The 20,258-nt window shown below is 65.3% G+C and carries 18 protein-coding genes; 10 read left to right on the top strand and 8 right to left on the bottom strand.

The annotated features are described in order from the left end of the window. Positions 1-458 (bottom strand): undecaprenyl-diphosphate phosphatase (locus tag ACREE8_RS15590; RefSeq protein ID WP_431573931.1); only part of this gene is annotated, 458 nt, incomplete at its 3' end. 387 nt (positions 459-845) lie between these two features. On the opposite strand from ACREE8_RS15590, the gene ACREE8_RS15585 reads away from it, so the two are divergent. The 3 genes from ACREE8_RS15585 to gltB are packed head-to-tail and all read left to right on the top strand — an operon-like array spanning position 846 to position 7,545. After that, positions 846-2,297, top strand: coding sequence for an NAD(P)-dependent oxidoreductase (locus ACREE8_RS15585; RefSeq protein WP_431573930.1), 1,452 nt, complete (start codon positions 846-848; stop codon positions 2,295-2,297). A 14-nt stretch (positions 2,298-2,311) separates the two neighbouring features. After that, positions 2,312-2,935, top strand: a complete 624-nt coding sequence (locus tag ACREE8_RS15580) for a glutathione S-transferase family protein (protein ID WP_431573929.1) — start codon at positions 2,312-2,314, stop codon at positions 2,933-2,935. 56 nt (positions 2,936-2,991) lie between these two features. Further along, positions 2,992-7,545: a glutamate synthase large subunit gene (gltB, locus tag ACREE8_RS15575; RefSeq protein WP_431573928.1), complete on the top strand. Its 4,554-nt coding sequence runs from the start codon at positions 2,992-2,994 to the stop codon at positions 7,543-7,545. Between the two features lie 24 nt (positions 7,546-7,569). Here gltB and ACREE8_RS15570 read toward each other — a convergent pair whose 3' ends face one another. The 5 genes from ACREE8_RS15570 to ACREE8_RS15550 form a co-directional block, all read right to left on the bottom strand. Beyond that, positions 7,570-8,685 carry a hypothetical protein gene (locus ACREE8_RS15570; protein WP_431573927.1) on the bottom strand — a complete coding sequence of 372 codons (1,116 nt, stop codon included), beginning with the start codon at positions 8,683-8,685 and terminating at the stop codon, positions 7,570-7,572. A gap of 81 nt (positions 8,686-8,766) precedes the next feature. Beyond that, positions 8,767-9,141, bottom strand: coding sequence for a c-type cytochrome (locus ACREE8_RS15565; protein WP_431573926.1), 375 nt, complete (start codon positions 9,139-9,141; stop codon positions 8,767-8,769). A gap of 191 nt (positions 9,142-9,332) precedes the next feature. Further along, positions 9,333-9,929, bottom strand: coding sequence for a ferritin-like domain-containing protein (locus ACREE8_RS15560; RefSeq protein WP_431573925.1), 597 nt, complete (start codon positions 9,927-9,929; stop codon positions 9,333-9,335). Positions 9,930-10,088: 159 nt separating this feature from the next. Beyond that, on the bottom strand, positions 10,089-10,838 hold the full coding sequence (locus tag ACREE8_RS15555; protein ID WP_431573924.1) for an anti-sigma factor: 750 nt from the start codon (positions 10,836-10,838) through the stop codon (positions 10,089-10,091). Continuing rightward, positions 10,835-11,380: a sigma-70 family RNA polymerase sigma factor gene (locus ACREE8_RS15550; protein ID WP_431573923.1), complete on the bottom strand. Its 546-nt coding sequence runs from the start codon at positions 11,378-11,380 to the stop codon at positions 10,835-10,837. The genes ACREE8_RS15555 and ACREE8_RS15550 overlap by 4 nt, the downstream gene beginning before the upstream one ends. Before the next feature lie 90 nt (positions 11,381-11,470). Between ACREE8_RS15550 and ACREE8_RS15545 the strand changes: the two genes are divergently transcribed. Then, positions 11,471-12,139, top strand: a complete 669-nt coding sequence (locus tag ACREE8_RS15545) for a glutathione S-transferase family protein (RefSeq protein ID WP_431573922.1) — start codon at positions 11,471-11,473, stop codon at positions 12,137-12,139. A 117-nt stretch (positions 12,140-12,256) separates the two neighbouring features. On the opposite strand, the gene ACREE8_RS15540 is transcribed toward ACREE8_RS15545, so the two are convergent. Next, on the bottom strand, positions 12,257-13,084 hold the full coding sequence (locus ACREE8_RS15540; protein ID WP_431573921.1) for a tetratricopeptide repeat protein: 828 nt from the start codon (positions 13,082-13,084) through the stop codon (positions 12,257-12,259). 95 nt (positions 13,085-13,179) lie between these two features. On the opposite strand from ACREE8_RS15540, the gene ACREE8_RS15535 reads away from it, so the two are divergent. Continuing rightward, complete coding sequence (locus tag ACREE8_RS15535; RefSeq protein ID WP_431573920.1) at positions 13,180-14,121, top strand: SDR family oxidoreductase; 942 nt, start codon at positions 13,180-13,182, stop codon at positions 14,119-14,121. Here the strand turns inward: ACREE8_RS15535 and ACREE8_RS15530 are convergent. Beyond that, entirely contained in the window at positions 14,072-14,875 is an 804-nt protein-coding gene (locus ACREE8_RS15530) for an alpha/beta fold hydrolase (RefSeq protein WP_431573919.1), read from the bottom strand. The two genes, ACREE8_RS15535 and ACREE8_RS15530, sit on opposite strands and share 50 nt — an antisense overlap. 72 nt (positions 14,876-14,947) lie before the next feature. Here ACREE8_RS15530 and ACREE8_RS15525 point away from each other — a divergent pair, with 72 nt between their 5' ends. From ACREE8_RS15525 to ACREE8_RS15505, 5 genes are all read left to right on the top strand, one after another. Then, entirely contained in the window at positions 14,948-16,126 is a 1,179-nt protein-coding gene (locus ACREE8_RS15525) for a glycosyltransferase (RefSeq protein WP_431573918.1), read from the top strand. A gap of 112 nt (positions 16,127-16,238) precedes the next feature. Continuing rightward, on the top strand, positions 16,239-18,218 hold the full coding sequence (thrS, locus tag ACREE8_RS15520) for a threonine--tRNA ligase (protein WP_431573917.1): 1,980 nt from the start codon (positions 16,239-16,241) through the stop codon (positions 18,216-18,218). Positions 18,219-18,283: 65 nt separating this feature from the next. Beyond that, positions 18,284-18,820, top strand: a complete 537-nt coding sequence (infC, locus tag ACREE8_RS15515; protein ID WP_151175432.1) for a translation initiation factor IF-3 — start codon at positions 18,284-18,286, stop codon at positions 18,818-18,820. 102 nt (positions 18,821-18,922) lie between these two features. After that, positions 18,923-19,348 carry a hypothetical protein gene (locus ACREE8_RS15510; protein WP_431573916.1) on the top strand — a complete coding sequence of 142 codons (426 nt, stop codon included), beginning with the start codon at positions 18,923-18,925 and terminating at the stop codon, positions 19,346-19,348. A gap of 35 nt (positions 19,349-19,383) precedes the next feature. Further along, a partial coding sequence (locus tag ACREE8_RS15505; RefSeq protein ID WP_431573915.1) for a Rieske 2Fe-2S domain-containing protein occupies positions 19,384-20,258 on the top strand: 875 nt, incomplete at its 3' end.

Raw genomic sequence — 20,258 nt, 5'->3', positions numbered from 1 at the left:
ACGCCGATGATGAGCGCCTGCCCGATCGTCATGTCCTCCACGCGGCGCACCGTGGCGCCGGCGCGGTCGGCGATGAAGAGCACGATGGCAAATCCGATCATGGCGAAGGCGATGACGTCGACGCGGCGCAACATATCCTGGCCATAATGCTCGGCGAGGAATCCGACGATCAGCGCCGGGATGGTCGCGACAATCAGATAGAGCGCGAGCTTGGCGCCGGCGTCGAAGCGGCCCGTCACCAGCTTGGCCAGGCCCGCGATCATCCGTCCGACATCGCGCCAGAAATAGATCAGCACCGCGGCCAGCGTGCCGACATGGGCCGAGACGTCGATCGCCAGCCCCTGGTCGGGCCAGTTGAAGAAATGCGGGACCAGGATCAGGTGGCCGGAGGAGCTGACCGGCAGGAATTCGGTGATGCCCTGGACGATGGCCAGGACGACGAGTTGGAGCAGGCTCACGGTCGAATGGACTCCCCAGATCGAACGCGGCGGCTTCGGGTCTTCCGGCGGGAGGCCCGGGCGCCAGAGATTGCGCCGACTCGGGGTTGGCACCCCGTCAGCGGCGAATCAGGGCTTAGCATCAATGGGTTCCGAACCCAAGTGAGCGCCAGTTAGTAAATAGTCTCATTTCGGTCTTAAATATGACGCCGCGGCCATGTGGGAATCTGAATTTGGCCTCCCGGTCATGCTGTGCGCCCTAAAATAGTCAATTTTACTGTCCTAATAATGAAAAAACCCTCGCCTTCCGGGGCTTGATGCCCTATAGGTCGCTTCCCATGCCCTATCGCCGCCGGCCCCCGTCCCGGGCCGGCCCCCGCGAGGCAGGAGAGTGCCGAGAGGGAAGCCATGACGGCCAAGATGCTGCGCTTCGTGACCTTGGGTCGGTCCATGCCGGAAAAGCGTGGGGCCGAGGCGCGGCGCGAGGATTTCGACGAGATCTATGCGGACTTCGCCCCGGCGCAGGCGGCCGACCAGGCCAGCCGCTGCTCGCAATGCGGCGTGCCTTTCTGCCAGGTCCATTGCCCGGTCCATAACAACATCCCCGACTGGCTGAAGCTCGCGGCCGAGGGGCGGCTGGAAGAGGCCTATGAGGTTTCCTCCTCGACCAACAACTTCCCCGAGATCTGCGGGCGCATCTGCCCGCAAGACCGGCTCTGCGAAGGCAATTGCGTCATCGAGCAGGCGGGCCACGGCACCGTCACCATCGGCGCCATCGAGAAATTCATCACCGACACCGCCTGGGAGAAGGGCTGGGTCAAGCCGGTCAAGGCGCGCCAGCAGCGCCGCCAGACGGTCGGCATCGTGGGTGCGGGCCCGGCTGGCCTTGCTGCCGCCGAGGAGCTGCGCCGCCAGGGCTATCAGGTGACGATCTATGACCGCTACGACCGGGCGGGCGGGCTGCTGATCTATGGCATCCCCAACTTCAAGCTCGAGAAGGAAGTCGTTCAACGCCGCGCGGCCTTGTTGGTCGCGGAAGGCGTCACCTTCAAGCTCAATTTCGAGGTCGGACGCGACGCCTCGCTCGAGGGGCTGCGCCGGCGCCACGACGCGATCCTGATCGCCTGCGGCGTCTACAAGGCGCGCGATATCCAGGCGCCCGGCGTCGGCCTCGGCCATATCGTGCCGGCGCTCGACTATCTGACCGCGAGCAACCGCACCTCGCTGGGCGACCATGTGCCGGCCTTCGCCGAAGGCATGCTCGATGCGCGCGGCAAGAATGTCGTGGTGATCGGCGGCGGCGATACGGCGATGGATTGCGTGCGCACCGCGGTGCGCCAGGGCGCGCTCTCGGTCAAATGCCTCTATCGCCGCGACCGCGCCAACATGCCGGGCTCGCAGCGCGAGGTGGCGCATGCCGAAGAGGAAGGCGTGGAGTTCGTCTGGCTGGCACAGCCGGAAGCCTTTGTCGGCGGCGAGCCGAACCGCGTCGCGGCGGTGCGCGCCCAGCGCATCCATCTCGGCATCGCCGACGCCACCGGCCGCCAGCAGCCGCGGCCGATCGAAGGTTCGCATTTCCAGATCCCGGCCGATCTCGCGATCAAGGCGCTGGGCTTCGATCCGGAAGATCTGCCGAAAGCGATGGGCGCGCCCGATCTCGAAGTCACACGCTGGGGCTCGGTCAAGCTCGACTGGAAGCGCATGGCGACCAATCTCGACGGCGTGTTCGCGGCGGGCGACGTCGTGCGCGGCGCTTCGCTCGTGGTCTGGGCGATCCGTGACGGGCGCGACGCGGCAGCGGCGATCCAGCGCTATCTGGTCGCCAAGGAAGGCGGCCGCAGCGCCACGGCGGCGGAATAGGGGAGCGATCTGCGATGTTGCGTCTCTATGATTTCCTCGACTCCGGCAATGGCTACAAGGTGCGGCTCGCGCTGCGCACCCTGGGGATCCCCTTCGAGCTGGTCGAATGCGACATCCTCAAGGGCGAGACGCGCACGCCCGACTTCCTCAAGCGCAATCCCAACGGCCGCATCCCGACGCTCGAGCTCGAGGATGGCAGCTTCCTCGCGGAATCGAACGCCATCGCCTGGTATCTCGCCGAAGGCACCGATCTGGCGCCGGCCTCGCGGCTCGACCGCGCCCGCACGCTGCAATGGATGTTCTTCGAACAGTACAGTCACGAGCCCTATGTCGCGGTGCTGCGCGCCTGGAAGCATGTGGGCTTCGGCCTGACGCCCGACCGTGAGAAGCAGGTGCCGGAAAAACTGGCCAAGGGCAATGCCGCGCTCGCCGTGATGGAGCAGCATCTGGCGCGCCAGCCCTGGTTCGTGGGCGGCCGCTTCGGCCTCGCCGACATCGCGCTCTTCGCCTACACCCATGTCGCCCATGAAGGCGGCTTCGACATGAAGCCCTATCCCGCGATCCGCGGCTGGATCGACCGCATCGCGGCCATGCCGCGCCATGTGCCGATCACCTGGAAGCCGGCCAAGGCGGCGTGACGCCGCCATGCCCGACTGACGACCCTGACAGCCTTCTTTGTTCCGAGGACTTGCCGATGACCGACCAGACCCAATCCGGCGAAGATTTCATCGAGCAATGGCGCGTCAATGCCGCGCATCTGGCCGAGCAGGGTCTCTATGACCCGGCCGAGGAGCATGATGCCTGCGGTGTCGGCCTCATCGCCGCCATCGACGGCAAGCCGCGCCGCGCCGTGGTCGAGGCCGGCATTGCAGCCCTGAAGTCTGTCTGGCACAGAGGCGCCGTCGATGCCGACGGCAAGACCGGCGACGGCGCGGGCATCCATCTCCAGATCCCGCAGGAATTCTTCAAGGATCATATCCGCGGCTCCGGCAATGTCGTGGGCCCGGGCAGGCTCGGCGTCGGCATGGTGTTCCTGCCGCGCACCGATCTCGGCGCCCAGGAGCGCTGCCGCGTCATCGTCGAGCGCGAGATCCTGGGTTACGGCTACACCATCTATGGCTGGCGCCAGGTCCCGGTGAATATCGAGATCATCGGCGAGAAGGCCAATGCGACGCGCCCCGAGATCGAGCAGATCCTCGTCTGCAACAATCGCGACAAGGACGAGGAGGCCTTCGAGAACGACCTCTACATCATCCGCCGGCGCATCGAGAAGGCGGCGCTCGAGGAGAGCATCAAGGAGGTCTATATCTGCTCGCTCTCCTGCCGTTCGGTCATCTACAAGGGCATGTTCCTCGCCGAGCAGCTCACCTCCTTCTATCCCGACCTGCTCGACCAGCGCTTCGTCTCGAATTTCGCGATCTATCACCAGCGCTATTCGACCAACACCTTTCCGACCTGGCATCTGGCGCAGCCTTTCCGCGTGATCGCGCATAACGGCGAGATCAACACGCTCAAAGGCAACGTCAACTGGATGAAGGCGCACGAGACCCGCATGGCCGCCGCTGCTTACGGCGACCATATGCCGGAGATCAAGCCGATCATCCAGCCGGGCGGCTCGGACTCGGCCTGCCTCGACAATGTGTTCGAGGCGATGGTGGGTGTGGGCCGCACACTGCCGATGGTGAAATGCCTGTTGATCCCCGACAGCTGGGCCGGCCGCGTGACGATGCCGGAAGCCCATCGCGACTTTTACAGCTACTGCAACTCGGTGATGGAGCCCTGGGACGGGCCGGCCGCGATCTGCGGCGTCGGCGGCAATTGGGTGGTGGCGGCGATGGACCGCAACGGCCTGCGGCCGCTGCGTTACGCGCTGACCGAGGACGGGATGCTGGTGGCCGGTTCCGAGACCGGCATGGTGCGGCTCGACGAATCCAAGATCGCGCGCAAGGGCCGGCTCGGGCCGGGCCAGATGATCGCGATCGACCTCAAGGCCGGCCGCTTCTACGACCATGACGAGATCGTCGACAAGCTGGTGAGCGGCGCCTCCTTCTCGGAGTGGGTCGAGAACATCTCCGTCATCGACGATCTCCTGAAGGCGAAGCCGGGCAAGCCCGCTTCCTTCGAGAAGGAAGAATTGCGCCGCCGCCAGCTCTCGGCCGGCCTCTCGATCGAGGATCTCGAGCTGGTGCTCCATCCGATGGTCGAGGACGCCAAGGAGCCGGTGGGCTCGATGGGCGACGACACGCCGCTCGCCGTGCTCTCCGAGCGCTATCGCGGCCTGCATCATTATTTCCGGCAGAATTTCAGCCAGGTCACCAACCCGCCGATCGACAGCTTGCGCGAAAGCCGGGTGATGACGCTGAAGACCCGGCTCGGCAATCTCGGCAACATCCTGGACCAGGACGAAAGCCAGTGCCGGCTGCTGCAGCTCGAATCGCCCGTCCTGCTGACGGCCGAGTTCGAGGCGATGCGCGCCTATATGGGCTCGAGCGCGGTCGAGGTGGATTGCACCTTCCCCGTCGGCGCGCCCGGCGAGAACAACGAGCATGCCTTGCGCGATGCGCTGGCGCTGATCCGCCGGCAGGCCGAGGACGGCGTGCGCGGCGGAGCCGTGCATGTGATCCTGTCGGACGAGAAGGCGGGGCCGGGCCGGGTCGCGATCCCGATGATTCTGGCGACCGGCGCCGTCCACACCCATCTCCACCGCCAGCAGCTCCGCACCTTCACCTCGCTCAATGTGCGCTCGGGCGAATGCATCGACGTGCATCATTTCGCGGTGCTGATCGGCGTCGGCGCCACCACGATCAACGCCTATCTGGCCGAGGCCTCGATCGCCGACCGTCACCGCCGCGGCCTCTTCGCCGGCAAGAGTCTCGAAGAGGGTCTGCTCCGCTTCAAGGAAGCGGTCGATCAGGGCTTGCTCAAGGTGATGTCGAAGATGGGCATCGCCGTCGTCAGCTCCTATCGCGGCGGCGGCAATTTCGAGGCGCTGGGCCTGTCGCGCACGCTGGTGGCCGAATTCTTCCCCGACATGCCCTCGCGCCTCTCCGGCATCGGGCTCCCCGGCATCCAGCAGAAGCTGATGGAGCTGCATGAGCGCGCCTGGCGCGAGGATGTGACGGCGCTGCCCGTTGGCGGCTTCTACCGTTATCGCCGCTCGGGCGACAGCCATGCCTGGGAGGCGGGGCTGATCCATACGCTGCAAAGCGCGGTCGCGTCGGAATCCTATCAGACCTACAAGCGCTATTCCGAAGGGGTGGAGAAACTGCCACCGGTCGCCTTGCGCGACCTGCTGGGCTTCCGCGAGGGCCGGACGGGAATCTCCATCGACGAAGTGGAATCGATCACCGAGATCCGCAAGCGCTTCGTGACGCCGGGCATGTCCTTGGGTGCGCTCTCGCCCGAGGCCCATGGCACGCTCAATGTCGCCATGAACCGCATCGGCGCCAAGTCGGATTCGGGCGAGGGCGGCGAGGATCCGGAACGTTTCCGGCCGCGGCCCAATGGCGACAATTTCAACTCGGCCATCAAGCAGATCGCCTCGGGGCGCTTCGGCGTCACGGCGGAGTATCTCAACAATTGCCGCGAGATCGAGATCAAGGTGGCGCAGGGGGCCAAGCCCGGCGAGGGCGGCCAGCTCCCGGCCTTCAAGGTGACGGCCGAGATCGCGAAACTGCGTCACGCCACCGCTGGCGTCTCGCTCATCTCGCCGCCACCCCATCACGACATCTATTCGATCGAGGATCTGGCGCAGCTCATCTATGACCTGAAGCAGGTCAATCCCGACGCCAAGGTCGGCGTCAAGCTGGTGGCGCGTTCGGGCATCGGCACCATCGCGGCCGGCGTCGCCAAGGCCAAGGCGGACGTGATCCTGATCTCGGGCCATGTCGGCGGCACCGGCGCCTCGCCCTTGTCCTCGATCAAGTTCGCGGGCGTGCCCTGGGAGATGGGCCTCTCCGAGACGCATCAGGTGCTGACCCTCAACCGCCTGCGCCATCGCGTGAAGCTCCGTACCGATGGCGGCATCAAGACCGGCCGCGACGTGGTGATCGCGGCCATGCTGGGCGCCGAGGAATTCGGCATCGGCACGGCCTCGCTGGTGGCGATGGGCTGCATCATGGTGCGGCAATGCCATTCCAACACCTGCCCCGTCGGCGTCTGCACGCAAGATCCGGCGCTGCGGCAGAAATTCACCGGCAGTGCGGAGAAGGTCGTCAATCTCTTCAGCTTCATCGCCGAGGAGGTGCGCGAGATCCTCTCCTTGCTGGGCTTCCGCAAGCTGGACGAGGTGATCGGCCGGACCGACCTGCTGCGCCAGGTGAGCCGCGGCTCGGCGGCGTTGGACGATCTCGATTTCAATCCGTTGCTGGCGCGCGCCGATCCGGGCGATTATCCCCGCTTCTGCACGCTCGAAGGCCGCAACGAGGTGCCGGACACGCTCGACAAGCAGATGATCGCCGATGCCCGCGCCCTCTTCGAGGACGGCGAGAAGATGCAGCTCCAATACAATGTGCGCAACACGCAGCGCGCCATCGGCACCCGCTTCTCCTCGCTGGTGACGCGGCGCTTCGGCATGACGGGGCTGAAGCCCGGCCATGTGACGGTGCGGCTGCGCGGCTCGGCCGGCCAGTCGCTGGGTGCTTTCGCGGTCCAAGGCCTCAAGCTCGAGGTGCTGGGCGACGCCAACGACTATGTCGGCAAAGGATTGTCGGGAGCCACCATCGTGGTGCGGCCGCTACCTTCGAGCCCGCTGGTGACGAACGAGAACGCGATCATCGGCAACACGGTCCTTTATGGCGCCACGGCGGGCAAACTGTTCGCGGCCGGCACCGCGGGCGAGCGTTTCGCCGTGCGCAACTCGGGCGCCGAGACCGTGGTCGAGGGCTGCGGCTCCAACGGCTGCGAATACATGACCGGTGGCACGGCGGTGATCCTGGGGCCGGTCGGCGACAATTTCGCGGCCGGCATGACCGGCGGCATGGTGTTCGTCTATGACCCGGAAGGCGCGTTGCCGAGCAGGATCAATGCCGACAGCGTGCTGTTCCAGCGGCTGGGCTCGAATTATTGGGAAGCCCGCCTCAAGGGCCTGGTCGAGGAGCATGTCCGCGAAACGCAATCGCGCTTCGCCATGAGCCTTCTCAACGACTGGCATCTCGAGCGCGACGGCTTCTGGCAGGTGGTGCCGAAGGAGATGGTCGCCCTGCTGCCCCATCCACTGGAGGACAGCGCGGCGGAGATGCGGGCGTAGGCGGGCCGTTCTGCCGCCACGCCCCTAAGGCCCGGTGGAATATTCCTGTAGAATGCGAACCTGGGCGATCCGATCGATCTCGCAGCGAAGCTGTAGCTCGCCATTCTCGAAGGAGTAGATGCCAGCGTGGCCGCTAGGCGCCGTGCCCAGTAGATAGGCTTTGCCCTCATGGACAAAGAGTGGCGATAGCGGCGCGGTCTCGATCCTCCGATTCATATAGAACGCGCCCCACTCCCGATGGGCCAAATTGCGATTGAGCGGCGACGCCATGATGTATGCGTGGTCCTGCGTGAACGCCATGTACCATTCGTGATGAGAGCCGCATCCGGCCCCGCTTTCGTACACCAGCTGGGCTATGGATTCGATCGCTCCATCCTGGTCTAGATCCACACTCGCAAATCGAGCGCTAGGGTCGACATTGAGCCCATAGTCGTGCGAAAGCGATCGCCAGACCTGCTCATCCAGATTGCGTGGCTCTGTCCATGCCGGGGCTTCAACATCTTCAGCAAGGAGTGCGGCACATATTGGCCGATCGCCGATGGGTATCTGGGAGTTCTTCACAGTTCCACTGAACTCGAATGTGCAAAGCGGTTGTTGCACGCCATTTCCCATCCAGGAGGCCGACGCAATGTTGGCATGTGTCTGCCAGTCTCGGCTCGTCACGACGATGGGTTCTCCGTCCAAGATGACCAGCCGGTCTTTCCGCCCCCAACTTGCCCAACGGAGGTTTTCGTCATCGTCGCTCGTATTGCCGGGAGGCGATTTGCCGTATGTCGAGAGGCCCTCTTTGTCGGCATCGAGAGCCACAATATGGAAGGCGCCGCAGCTCCCTCCATCAATAGTTTCGACGAGCCGGTCGGTCGCCCCATCCTTGTTGTAGTCGATAGCAAAAACCCCATCGATCTGAGATCCGTCTGCCAATCGAACTGAACCCAGATTCTCGCTCTTGAGTGGAGGCGAAAACCTTTCGAAGCGTTCCTGCAACTGGCCAGTGTTTGCCAGATCCATTATGTCCTGGCAGATCCGATGCGCTGTCTCCGGCGTCAGCGAGTGTCGCGGTGATTCCTCGGCGTCGATGATGGTGGATAATCCGCCGCAAGAAAGCGTTAGCATCAATGTAAAAGTTAGGACGCGATTCAACGGCGCGCTCCTGAATCATGGGAACCAAGTTGAATAGTATCACCATCTTTGGTTGTCGATCGGCAAGATCGGCTTACCTTCTCACTCCTTCGTGGCTTCTTTCAGGTAAGCGATCAGGTCCGCGCGGTCTTGCGCGTTCTTGACGCCCGCATAGGTCATCTTAGTGCCCGGCACCATGGCGCGCGGGTCGGCGAGGAATGCGTCGAGCGTCTGCTCGCTCCAGACGATGCCGGAATTCTTCATCGCCTCGGAATAGTTGAAATCGGGAAGGCTGCCGGCCTTGCGGCCGAACAGGCCCATATGTTTCGGGCCGACGCGGTTGCGGTCGATCGAATGGCAGCCCTGGCATTTGTGATAGATCGTCTCTCCGCGCACCGGATCGCCCGCCGGCATTTCACCGGCCTGGCCGTGGGTGAAGGCGGCAGCGATCAGGACGGCGAGGGCCCAGACGATCACGAGCCAAAGCTCTGAGCGTCGACGGATTCGGGATGTGATCATGAGCGTGCGCTGTTGAGCTTGAATCGCTTCTCCCTTGCGGGGGAAGGATGGAAACGGGGGTGACACACTCCGCTCTATGCGGCAGAGGCACCCCTCCCCCTACCCCCTCCCGCTAGGGGAGGGGGCGAGGCGCTTTCAATCGTCGCGGATCAGGAGATCGCGAAGGCGGTCGGGATCGGGTCTTCGCCCAGCGCATTGCGCAGGATCGCCCAATGCATCGCCTCGTCGGCCATGATGCTGGCGGCGGCCGAAGAGAGGTCCTTGTTGGCGAAGACCGGCACGGCGCCGTAATAGGCCTGGGCGGCACCCTGCTCGAGTCCGGCCGCGAAGCGCAGCACGTCTTCCTGTGTTTTCAGATTGCCGGTCGGGAAATCATATTTGCTCTTGGGCATGACCGGCATGCCGCCCAGCTTCTTCACGGTCGACGCCAGGAGCTCGGCATGTTTCTTGTGCTGATCCTGGAACTTCACCGCGACCGCCAGCACCGGCGGCTGCAGCAATCCGCTTTCGGCGCCGACCTGATAGGCGGCGATGCCCTCATATTCGAGGCCCAGCGCCGTGTTGAGCACCTGAATGTCGTTCGAGGCCGACGCCGCCGAGGCGTTCTTGCTCGTCACCATGCTTTCGCAGCCGGCGAGAATGGCGATGGCGCCGGCGCTCAGGACGGCCTGTGTGCCGCGCACCAGCAATTGGCGCCGTGCCGGTACGATCGTCGTCTCGGGACGAAGAAGGGTCTGCTCGCTCATGGAAATCCTCTCTCTGTCGATGACTCGTTGAACAGCGCTCCGGGAACGTCGTCGCTGTTACAGGTCGATACCGAGGAGGGAGCCCGGTGGATGCAGGGCCCGGGTCACAAAATCGTGAGAGGGGAAACTCCGCCGCGCGATCAAACGGCTGATGGCGATTCAAATCGCGGGAAGGACCGGGCCGGAATAGAGCACGGGGCCGGTCGGCAATCCCGTGGGCGAGCCGCCGGCGGGCTCGAGGCTGACGGCGAGCGATCCTTGCGCCAGATCGGCGGCAGCTTTGCTATCCAGCGGCAGGGAGAGCCGGCGATCCGCGAGCAGGCCCAGCGAGCGCGGATTGCCGCTCGACGGCAGGATCCAGAGCTCGAGCGATTTGCCGGCTTCGGCCGCCGGCAGCCTCGCGGCGTCGAGCGTGAGCCGGTCGTGATGCAGATCGAGGCTGACCATCAGCACCGGCTTGTGTTCCGCATCGGCGAGGAGCGCCATATGGGTCGGCGCGGAGGGTGGGGCCACGAAGAGATAGACGAAGAGCAGAGCCGCGATCGCGGCCCCGGCGATGCCGACGCGCCGCCAGAAGTTCACGCAATACCAGAGGCCCGCGGTCGCGAGACTGGGAACGGCGGCGGTCGGCCTGCCGAACAGGAGCTCGAACAGACTCCGCCGCGCCGGTTTTGTCGCCTCGGGGCCGAGACGGCGCTCGATGGCAGCCCAGCTCCGGGCCGGCGGCTCGATGGCGGGGGCCGCCTCGGCCAGCGGGTCGAGGCGTTTTGCCCAGCCTTCGACGCGTTGCGCCAGCGCAGGATCGCTCTCGATCAGCCGCTCGAAGCGCTTTCGCGCCGGGCCGCGCAACGTCCCCAGCGCATATTCGGCCGCGAGGCTGTCGAGCATGTCGGGATCCTGCTCGGTCATGGCTCGAGACATCCTTTGAGTCGCACCAGGCTGCGGCGGATCCAGCTCTTGACCGTGCCGAGGGACGCGCCCAGCCGGGCCGCGACCTGCTCGAAGGTCAGGCCCTGATAATAGGCGAGCAGCAGGCTGGCGCGCGGCTGCGCCTCCAGCTGATCGAGGCAATGTTTGAGCCTGAGGGCCTCCTCGCCGCTCTGGGTCAGAGCCTCGGGGCTGTCGGTCGGATCGGGCAGGCTCTCCGCGAATTCCGGGTCGAGCGGCGTCTCGCGGCCGCGCTTCGCCAAAAGGTCGAAACATTCATTGCGCAGGATGCGCGCCATCCAGCCCAGCGCCGTGCCGCGCCGAGGATCGAACCGGGCCGCATGCCGCCATACCGCCATGAAGGTTTCCTGCAAGGCCTCCTCCGCGAGATCCCGGCGTCTGACTATACCGACGGCGAGGCCGAATAGTTGCGGGGCGGTGGCGCGATAAAGCCGCTCCAGCGCGCTTCGATCGCCCTTGGCGGCGCCAGCAAGATAATCGGCAAGGAGGGCCGCGTCGCTCATGCCGCGCCATGGCATAGAAGCGACCCGGGCCTGTCAACGGGCTTTGGCCTGGGCGCCGGCTTCGTTATGCTGCGGCGAAAGAATCGACCCATGCTCCTGCTCATCCATTTCCCGCTCGATCCCGCTTCCCGCAAGGTCCGCATCCTGTTGAAGGAGAAGGGCCTCGCCTTCGATCTGCGCGAGGAACGTTCCTGGGAGCGGCGCGAGGAGTTCCTGGCCTTGAGCCCGGCGGGCGATCTGCCGGTGCTGCTCGAGACCGACGGCAAGCCGATCGCCGATGTCGGCGCCATCGTCGAATATCTGGAGGAGACCGGATCGACGCCCTCGCTCTACGGCAGCGAGCCGCGCGCGCGGGCCGAGGTGCGGCGGCTGGCGGCCTGGTTCGACCGAAAATTCCAGCGCGAGGTCACGACCAACCTGCTGGATGAGAAGATCGGCCGGCGCATCATGGGTAAGGGCACGCCGGATTCGAGCGCCATCCGTGCCGGCATCCTCAATCTCAAGACCCATCTCGATTACATCGCCTGGCTGGCCGACCGGCGCAATTGGCTCGCGGGCGACAATTTCTCGATGGCCGACATCTCGGCCGCGGCGCAGCTCTCCTGCATCGACTATCTCGGCGACGTGCCCTGGGACGATCATACGGGTGCCCGAGACTGGTATCAGCGCGTCAAGTCGCGCCCCAGCCTGCGCCCGCTCCTCGGCGACCGCCTCCCCGGCGCGCCGCCGCCGAAGCATTACGCGGATCTGGATTTTTAAAAAGTGGGTGCAGTCGCGCCCCTTTCTCGTCATGCCGGCCCCCGTGCGCGCCTACGGCGCGACACGGGGGCCGGAATGACCAGTAAGGAGTAGCGGGGGCAACGCGACTTCTTCTCCTTACTCCGTCTTCACATCCAGCTTCTCCAGCCGCGCTTGCGCGGTTTCGGCTGTCGGCGAATTGGGCGCGAGCTGGATGGCGGCGAGCCAATCCGTGCGGGCGCCGTTCTTGTCGCCGTTGCCGAACAGGAGAATGCCGCGCTCGAGATGCCCTTCGGCATTCTTTGGATCGATGGTGAGCGCCTGGTTCACATCGGCCATCGCCAGCTCCTTGCTGTCGACATAGCGATAGGCGCTGGCGCGCAGCACCAGGATGTCGGCGCGCTTGGGGGCGAGCTCGTTGGCATGGTTGAGATCGTCGAGCGCGTCCCACCAGCGATCGGCCGAACCCAGCGCCACCGCACGGTCGATCACCATCTCGACATCGTTGGGCAGGATCTCGAGCGCCGTGTTCGAGGCGGCGATTGCCTGGGCCGGATCGCCCTGCAGGAGCCAGATCTGGCCCGCCTGGTCGTAGAGATGGGCGGCGAGGTTCTTCGAGGAATCGATCTTCGCCAGCTCGCCCGCCACCGTCTGGATCGCTTGCGCGGCTTCGGTGTAGCGCCCGAGGCCTACCAGCGCTACGGCCTGGCAATGCTCGGCCGGCGGCCCGCCCTTCTTCGCGATCCAGGCGGAGGCCGTGTCATAGGCCTGCTGCGGTTGCTGCGCGGTCAGGGCCATGCAGGCCGCATATTGCTTGGACTGGTCGGGATTCTGTTCCGGAAAGCTCGGCTGGTCGGCCGAAACGCCGGAGGCTGCCGCGCTCAGCAGCAGGGCCAACGCCGCCGCCGGCCAGACCGCGCCCCGCGCCCCTGCCTTGTATCGACTGATTCTCGCAACTAACTTCATGGGCAAGGCATGTTTCCTGGTTGCCATCGACCGGCGTCATGTCGGCTCGGTCGCCGGGAGGCAGAGCCTCTCTCCTGGATGGTTCCTTGGCAAGCATGACGAGATCGGGTCCCGCCGGCGATCGTGACAAAGCGCCGCGTCTTTTCGCCTTCGGGCTGGGCTTCAGCGCGCTGGCGCTGGCGGAACGGCTGGCCGGACAAGGCTGGCGCATCGCCGGAACCAGCCGCGATCCGGAGAAACGCCAGGCGATCGAGGCGCGTGGCTTCGAGATCCATCATTTCGACCGCGATCATCCGCTGGCCGACCCGAAGGCCGTCCTGGCCGGCACGACCCATCTCCTGATCGGCGCACCGCCCGATGGCCGGAACGAACCCAGCGGCGATCCGGCGCTCGATGTTCATGGCGACGATATCGCCGCCCTGGGAAACGGGCTGGCCTGGCTGGGCTATCTCTCGACCACCGGCGTCTATGGCGACCGCCAGGGCGGCTGGGTCGACGAGACCAGCCCCCTTACGCCCTCGGGCGACCGCGGCCGGCGGCGGCTGGAGGCCGAGCGCGGCTGGCTGGCGCTGGGCGAGCGGCATCGGATTCCGGTTCATCTCTTTCGTCTTGCCGGCATCTACGGACCCGGCCGCAGCGCGCTCGATACGGTGCGGTCGGGCAAGGCCAAGCGCGTGATCAAGCCGGGCCAGATCTTCAGCCGCATCCATGTCGCCGATATCGCGAGCGTGCTCGAAGCCTCGATCGCGCGGCCTCATCCGGGTGCCGCCTATAATCTCTGCGACGACGATCCCGCCCCGCCGGCGGAAGTCATCGCCTATGCCTGCCAGCTTCTGGGGGTTGAGCCGCCACCGCCGGTGCCGTTCGATGCAGCCGAGCTCTCGCCGATGGCGCGCAGCTTCTATGAGGACAACAAGCGCGTGCGCAACGATCGCATCAAGCGCGAGTTGGGCGTGACGCTCGCCTATCCCGATTATCGTGCGGGGCTCAAGGCGCTGCTGGCGGACGAGACGCTGTCGCCGACATTTCATCGATAACGGAAGCGAGCCGTTCCAGATCCTGCGGGCGCGACAGCCGGTGATCACCATCCTTGATCAAGGTCACCGCGACATCCGCGGTCGCGAGCCGTTCGGCAATACGCACCGCCCAGCGCCAGGGCACATCGGGATCCGCCATGCCCTGCAACAGCCGGACCGGACAATCCACCGCGATGGGCTGCGCCAATAACAAATGATGGCGACCATCCTCGATCAAATTGCGTGTAATCGGCAGATCAGGCCCATAGCGTGAGGGCTCATGCCACTCGCCGGTGCGTATCAATTGTTCCCTGATGGGGGTCGTCATGCGATTCCACATCAGTTCCTCGGTGAAGTCGGGGGCGGCGGCGATGCCGATCAGACCGGCGATGCGAGCCGGTCGCGACAGGGCCGCGAGCAGCATGATCCAGCCGCCCATGCTGGAGCCGACCAGGATCTGCGGACCGTCGGTCAAACGATCGATGACGGCCAGCGAGTCCTCGCGCCAGCGGCTGATGGTTCCCTCCGAGAACCGCCCGGACGACGCGCCATGACCGAAATAATCGAACCGGATGAAGGCTTGCCCGCGTTTTCTGCAATGCGATTCGAGGAAAACGGCCTTGGTTCCGGTCATGTCTGAGGCGAACCCGCTCAAAAAAACCACACCTGGCAAATTTCGACCATCTTCGCCTGCGAATCGGTGGTAGGCGGTTGTCGTACCGTCTTCGCGTGCTAGACTCTTATGGCGGGGGGATTCGCGTGACGTGACGGACATGGCGTGGGTGTAATGGACGCATCGGGATCGGTCGAGGCCCCCGACATTAACATGGCAACGAAGAGGCCGGCGATGAATGAGCCGGTGGTCTTGCTGGTGCTGCCGACGCTGGCGCAAGCCGGCGATCGGATCGCGCTGGACATCGCGGGGGCGGTGCAGGATGAGAGCGGCACGGCGCTGATCGCGTCGAGCGGCGGCGCTCTCGTCGCGGAATTGCCGCGTTCGGGTGCTCGCCATATCCGCATCGCGCTCGACCGGCGCAATCCGCTCGGCATGATGGCGTCGGCCTCGAAACTGGTGCGGCTGATCCGCAGCGAATCCGTCGACATCGTCCATGCGCGCGGCTTGCATGCGGCTTGGCCGGCTTATCTCGCCGCGCGTCGCACGAGCCGTCCTCTCGTCACCACCTTCGATCTCGGCGGCCCGACCGTGGGCGCCTTCGATCGCTTCTATGCGTCGGCGCTCGCACGCGGCGATCGCGTGATCGCGGTTTCCGATTTCGTCGCGCGGCTCGCCTATGAGCAGCACAAGGTCGATGACCGCCGCTTGCGCCTCGTGCGCCGCGGCATCGATACCGACAGCTTCGACCCGGCCCGGGTGACGGCGCCGCGCATGATCCGCCTGGCTCGCCTCTGGGGCCTGCCGGACGATCTGCCGGTGCTGATGCTGCCCGGCCGGCTGATGCCGCATAACGGCCATGCCCTGCTGATCGATGCGCTGGCCCGGATCAAGGACCGCGCCTTCCACTGCCTGGTGGTGGGAGCCGAGGGCGATCATCCGGGCTATAGCGCCGAGCTCGAGGCCAAGGCCCGCGCTGCCGGCCTGAACGGCCGGTTCCATATCGTGCCGGAATGCCGCGACATGGCGGCTGCCTATATGCTGGCCGATGTGGTGCTGAACGCCGCCCCCGTGCCCGAGGCCTTCAGCCTGGTGCTGGCGGAGGCCCAGGCCATGGGCCGTCCGGTGGTCTCGACCGACCGCGGCAGCGCCCGCGAACAGGTGGCCGGCAACGAGATGGCCTGGCTGGTACCGCCCGAGGATCCGGCGGCGCTGGCCTCGGCGATCGGCCGGGCCCTCGATCTCGATCCCGACCTTCGGGCGCGCCTCGCGGCCGAAACCGCCCAGCGCGCCCGGGCCCGTTATGCCCGAACTACGATGTGTGCCGGGACCCTGGCCGTCTATCGCGAGTTGATGGAACGGCCCAGCTGGCGTCCGGCGCCCGCCTTGACAGAGGCCTCGATCCCCTCTTAATTCCGGCGGTTTGGGCGTTAATTACCCTTTCTCAACCTGAATCCGGTCCAGTTCTGCCTGGATTCCCATCATATTTCGGCCTTCGACCGGCCGAAGAAGCTCGAACGGCTCCATGATTCACATCACGCTACCCGACGGCAGCCAGCGGTCCTATGACCAGCCGGTTTCCGGTGCCGAGATTGCCGCCTCGATCGGCAAGGGCCTGGCGCGCGACGCGCTGGCCCTGAAGCTCGACGGTGAGGTCAAGGATTTGGCGACCGTCGTCGATCGCGACGCCAAGATCGAGATCGTCACCCGCAAACATCCCGATGCGCTCGAGCTGCTGCGCCACGACGCCGCCCATGTGCTGGCCGAGGCGGTGCAGGAGCTCTATCCCGGGACCCAGATCACCTTCGGCCCCTCGATCGAGAACGGCTTCTATTACGATTTCGTCCGCGACGAGCCCTTCACGCCCGATGACTTCGCCAAGATCGAGCAGCGCATGCGCGAGATCGTCGATCGCGACGAGACCATCACGCGCGAGATCTGGAGCCGCGACGAGGCGGTGCGCTGGTTCAAGGAGCATGGCGAGAAATACAAGGCCGAGTGGGTGCTGGAGATCCCCAAGGACGAGGAGATCTCGATCTATCGCCAGGGCAACTGGCTGGATATGTGCACGGGCCCCCATCTGCCCTCGACGGGCAAGCTGGGCAAGGCCTTCAAGCTGATGAGGGTGTCGGGTGCCTATTGGCGCGGCGATGCCAACAACCAGCAGCTTCAGCGCGTCTACGGCACGGCCTGGGCCGACGAGAAGCAGCTCCAGCAATATCTGACGATGCTGGAGGAGGCCGAGAAGCGCGATCATCGCCGCCTCGGCAAGGAGATGAATCTCTTCCATCAGCAGGAAGAGGCCGCCGGCATGGTGTTCTGGCATCCGAAGGGCTGGACGCTCTATCGGACGGTCGAGAATTATCTGCGCGGCCGCCTCGACGATTCCGGCTATGTCGAGATCAAGACGCCCCAGCTGGTCGATCGCAAGCTGTGGGAGGCCTCGGGCCATTGGGAGAAGTTCCGGGAGAACATGTATCTCTCGGAGAACGAGGCCGGCCTCAAGGAATTCATCGCCGATCCGACCCAGCGCATCTTCGCGCTGAAACCCATGAACTGCCCCTGCCATGTGCAGGTGTTCAATCAGGGGCTCAAGAGCTACCGCGACCTGCCGCTGCGGCTGGCGGAGTTCGGCTCCTGCCACCGCTTCGAGCCGGGCGGTGCGCTCCATGGCATCATGCGCGTGCGCAACTTCACGCAGGATGACGCGCATATCTTCTGCACCGAGGACCAGATCACGGCAGAGAGCGTCGATTTCTGCCGCCTGCTGCTGCAGGTCTATGGCGATTTCGGCTTCACCGATGTCGCTGTGCGTTTTGCCGACCGGCCCGAGAAGCGGGCCGGGACGGATGCGATATGGAACAAGGCCGAAGCCGCGCTGAAATTCGCGGTCGAGCGGGCGCAGCTGCCCTACACGATGGCGCCGGGCGAGGGGGCATTCTATGGCCCCAAGCTCGAATTCCATCTGAAGGACACGATCGGCCGGTCCTGGCAATGCGGGACCCTGCAGGTCGATTTCGTGATGCCCGAACGGCTCGATGCGAACTACATCGCCGAGGACGGGCAGAAGCATCGCCCCGTGATGCTGCATCGCGCCATCTTCGGCTCGATGGAGCGCTTCCTCGGGATCCTGATCGAGAACTTCGCCGGCAAGCTGCCTTTCTGGCTGGCACCGCTACAGGTAGTGGTCGCGACCATCACGGACGACAGCCGAGCCTATGGCGAGGAGGTCGCGGCGACGCTGCGCGCGGCGGGCCTGCGGGTCGAGACCGACCTGCGCAACGAAAAGATCAATTACAAGGTGCGTGAGCACAGCCTGGCCAAGGTTCCGGTCCTGGCCGTGGTCGGCAAGCGCGAGGCGGAGAAGCGCGAAGTGGCGCTGCGCCGCCTGGGCGGGAATGAGCAGGAAGTCCTTGCGCTGGATGAGGCGCTCAATAGACTGAAGACAGAAGCAAGGTCGCCCGCAGGGAAGTCGGGGCCCATGCTTGCTGCGGGTGCATTCTAGCGTCAGGCTGTAATGCCGGCCGGAACATCCCATATTCGGATCAACATCGTTTAGGAGAAGTCAGCATCGCTAGACCACCGCAGGAATCCGCGCCGTCCCGTGACGGTCCGCGGATCAATCACCAGATCAACGTGCCGCAGGTGCGACTGGTGAAAGAGGATGGATCGATGGTGGGCGTCGTGTCCGTGCGCGAAGCCCTGATCATGGCGGAAGAAGCCGGGCTCGATCTGGTCGAGATCTCGCCCAATGCCAGTCCTCCGGTCTGCAAGATTCTCGATTTTGGCAAGTTCAAATACGAGGTGCAGAAGAAGGAGAACGAGGCGCGCAAGAAGCAGAAGGTCATCGAGGTCAAAGAGATCAAGCTGCGCCCCGGCATCGACGAGCATGATTACCAGGTGAAGATGCGTTCGGTGCATCGCTTCCTCGAGGAAGGCGACAAGGTCAAAGTGACCATGCGCTTCCGAGGCCGCGAGATGGTGCATCAGGAGCTGGGCATGAAGGTGCTGGACCGGGTCCGCGCCGAACTCGATGCCCTGGCCAAGGTCGAGCAGATGCCGCGCCTCGAAGGCCGGCAGATGATCATGGTGATGGCTCCCAAATAGGGCGCCCCAATAGGCGCCGCCGAATGCGGGGCGGATCGATCAAGGATCCGCCCCGTCTCATTTCCGCCCCGTTTCCACCCGAAACTCGATGTCGGAGACGCGATGGCCGAGCCCGAAGAACAGCCTCGAGACATCCTCGATGTGAGCGCCGGCCCGAAGGCCTCGGTGGTGCGGCTGACGCCCGTGGGCTCGCCCGTGACGTCGCAGGAAGCCCTGCCGCCGGAACCGGCCTATTGGGCGCCGCGGGAAGAGAGCGCTTCGCCCTCGGCCGTCTTCGCCCTGCCGCCGGCCTTGTTTCGCAAGCCGCCCATCCTGGGGCTCCTCGCCGTCATCTACGGCATCGTCGCGCTGATCAAGCTGCCGATCCTGTTCGGGCCGCTGGCGATCCTGTTCGCGATCGCCGCGCTCTGCCGGAAGCAATACTGGTATGCCGCGGTGGGTGCCGCCACCGGTGCCGCGGGCCTTGTCAGCTCCACGACCTTCTGGCTGCTGGTCGGGTCCGGCTGGCTGATCAACTATCTGCTCTGATTCAATCCCGACGACATTTTTGAGGGGAAGCGGCGATGGCGAATCCCGAATGGCACCGGCTGGGTCCGGTCGCGACGCTGAAGCAGAAGCCGCTGCAGGCGGTGACGGTCGGCGGCCAGCCGATCGCGCTCTCTTGGGACCAGGGCCGCTTCGGCGCGATCTCGGGGCGCTGTCTCCACGCGGGCGGACCCTTGGGGCAGGGCACGCTCCGGGACGGCTATGTGGTCTGTCCCTGGCATGGCTGGACCTATCAGCGCGAGACCGGCGAGGGCGAGCCCGGCAGCACCGACGTCGTGCCGCGCTATCTGCTGAAGGAAGAGGGTGGCGATCTCTTCGTCGATCTGGCCTCGGCGACCCATCCGCGTCCCGCGTCTCATACGCCTCATCCCCTGGCACGCGATCCCGAACGGGCCGACGGGCCTTTGCGGCTGGCCGGCATCTCGACCACGATCATGGATCGGGGCGCGCCGCGCTATTCGACCTCGGAGGATCTGCTGCGAGTGGCGCTCGAGGCGGCCGCTGCCGACGGCGCCGAGACGCAGCTCATCACCCTCAACACACTCAAATTCCGCGCCTGCGAGGGCTACTACTCGAAGAGTGCCAACGCCTGCACCTGGCCCTGCTCGATCACGCAGATGGACGACAAGGACGAGCTCACGGCCGTCTACGAGGCACTGGTCCATTGGGCCGACGTGGTGCTGGTCTCCACGCCGATCCGCTGGGGCAATGCGAGCTCGCTCTATTTCAGGATGATCGAGCGCCTGAACTGCGTGCAGAACCAGATCACGACCCACAACCGGGTGCTGATCCGCAACAAGGTTGCGGGCTTCATCATCGTCGGCGGCCAGGACAACATCCAGGGCGTCGCCGGCCAGATGCTGGGTTTCTTCGCCGAACTCGGTTTCATCTT

Source organism: Hypericibacter sp. (genome assembly GCF_050729195.1).
In the GTDB taxonomy this organism is placed as follows: Bacteria; Pseudomonadota; Alphaproteobacteria; order Dongiales; family Dongiaceae; genus Hypericibacter.
Note: the sequence above shows the minus strand (reverse complement) of the source record. Positions and strands in the feature narration are given on the sequence as shown.

Excerpts from the sequence above, each read along its gene's own strand:
- ACREE8_RS15585 (WP_431573930.1), top strand. The coding sequence starts at position 846 with ATGACGGCCAAGATGCTGCGCTTCGTGACCTTGGGTCGGTCCATGCCG.
- ACREE8_RS15580 (WP_431573929.1), top strand. The coding sequence starts at position 2,312 with ATGTTGCGTCTCTATGATTTCCTCGACTCCGGCAATGGCTACAAGGTG.
- gltB (WP_431573928.1), top strand. The coding sequence starts at position 2,992 with ATGACCGACCAGACCCAATCCGGCGAAGATTTCATCGAGCAATGGCGC.
- ACREE8_RS15560 (WP_431573925.1), bottom strand. The coding sequence starts at position 9,929 with ATGAGCGAGCAGACCCTTCTTCGTCCCGAGACGACGATCGTACCGGCA.
- ACREE8_RS15555 (WP_431573924.1), bottom strand. The coding sequence starts at position 10,838 with ATGACCGAGCAGGATCCCGACATGCTCGACAGCCTCGCGGCCGAATAT.
- ACREE8_RS15550 (WP_431573923.1), bottom strand. The coding sequence starts at position 11,380 with ATGAGCGACGCGGCCCTCCTTGCCGATTATCTTGCTGGCGCCGCCAAG.
- ACREE8_RS15545 (WP_431573922.1), top strand. The coding sequence starts at position 11,471 with ATGCTCCTGCTCATCCATTTCCCGCTCGATCCCGCTTCCCGCAAGGTC.
- ACREE8_RS15540 (WP_431573921.1), bottom strand. The coding sequence starts at position 13,084 with ATGAAGTTAGTTGCGAGAATCAGTCGATACAAGGCAGGGGCGCGGGGC.
- ACREE8_RS15535 (WP_431573920.1), top strand. The coding sequence starts at position 13,180 with ATGACGAGATCGGGTCCCGCCGGCGATCGTGACAAAGCGCCGCGTCTT.
- ACREE8_RS15530 (WP_431573919.1), bottom strand. The coding sequence starts at position 14,875 with ATGTCCGTCACGTCACGCGAATCCCCCCGCCATAAGAGTCTAGCACGC.
- ACREE8_RS15525 (WP_431573918.1), top strand. The coding sequence starts at position 14,948 with ATGAATGAGCCGGTGGTCTTGCTGGTGCTGCCGACGCTGGCGCAAGCC.
- thrS (WP_431573917.1), top strand. The coding sequence starts at position 16,239 with ATGATTCACATCACGCTACCCGACGGCAGCCAGCGGTCCTATGACCAG.
- ACREE8_RS15510 (WP_431573916.1), top strand. The coding sequence starts at position 18,923 with ATGGCCGAGCCCGAAGAACAGCCTCGAGACATCCTCGATGTGAGCGCC.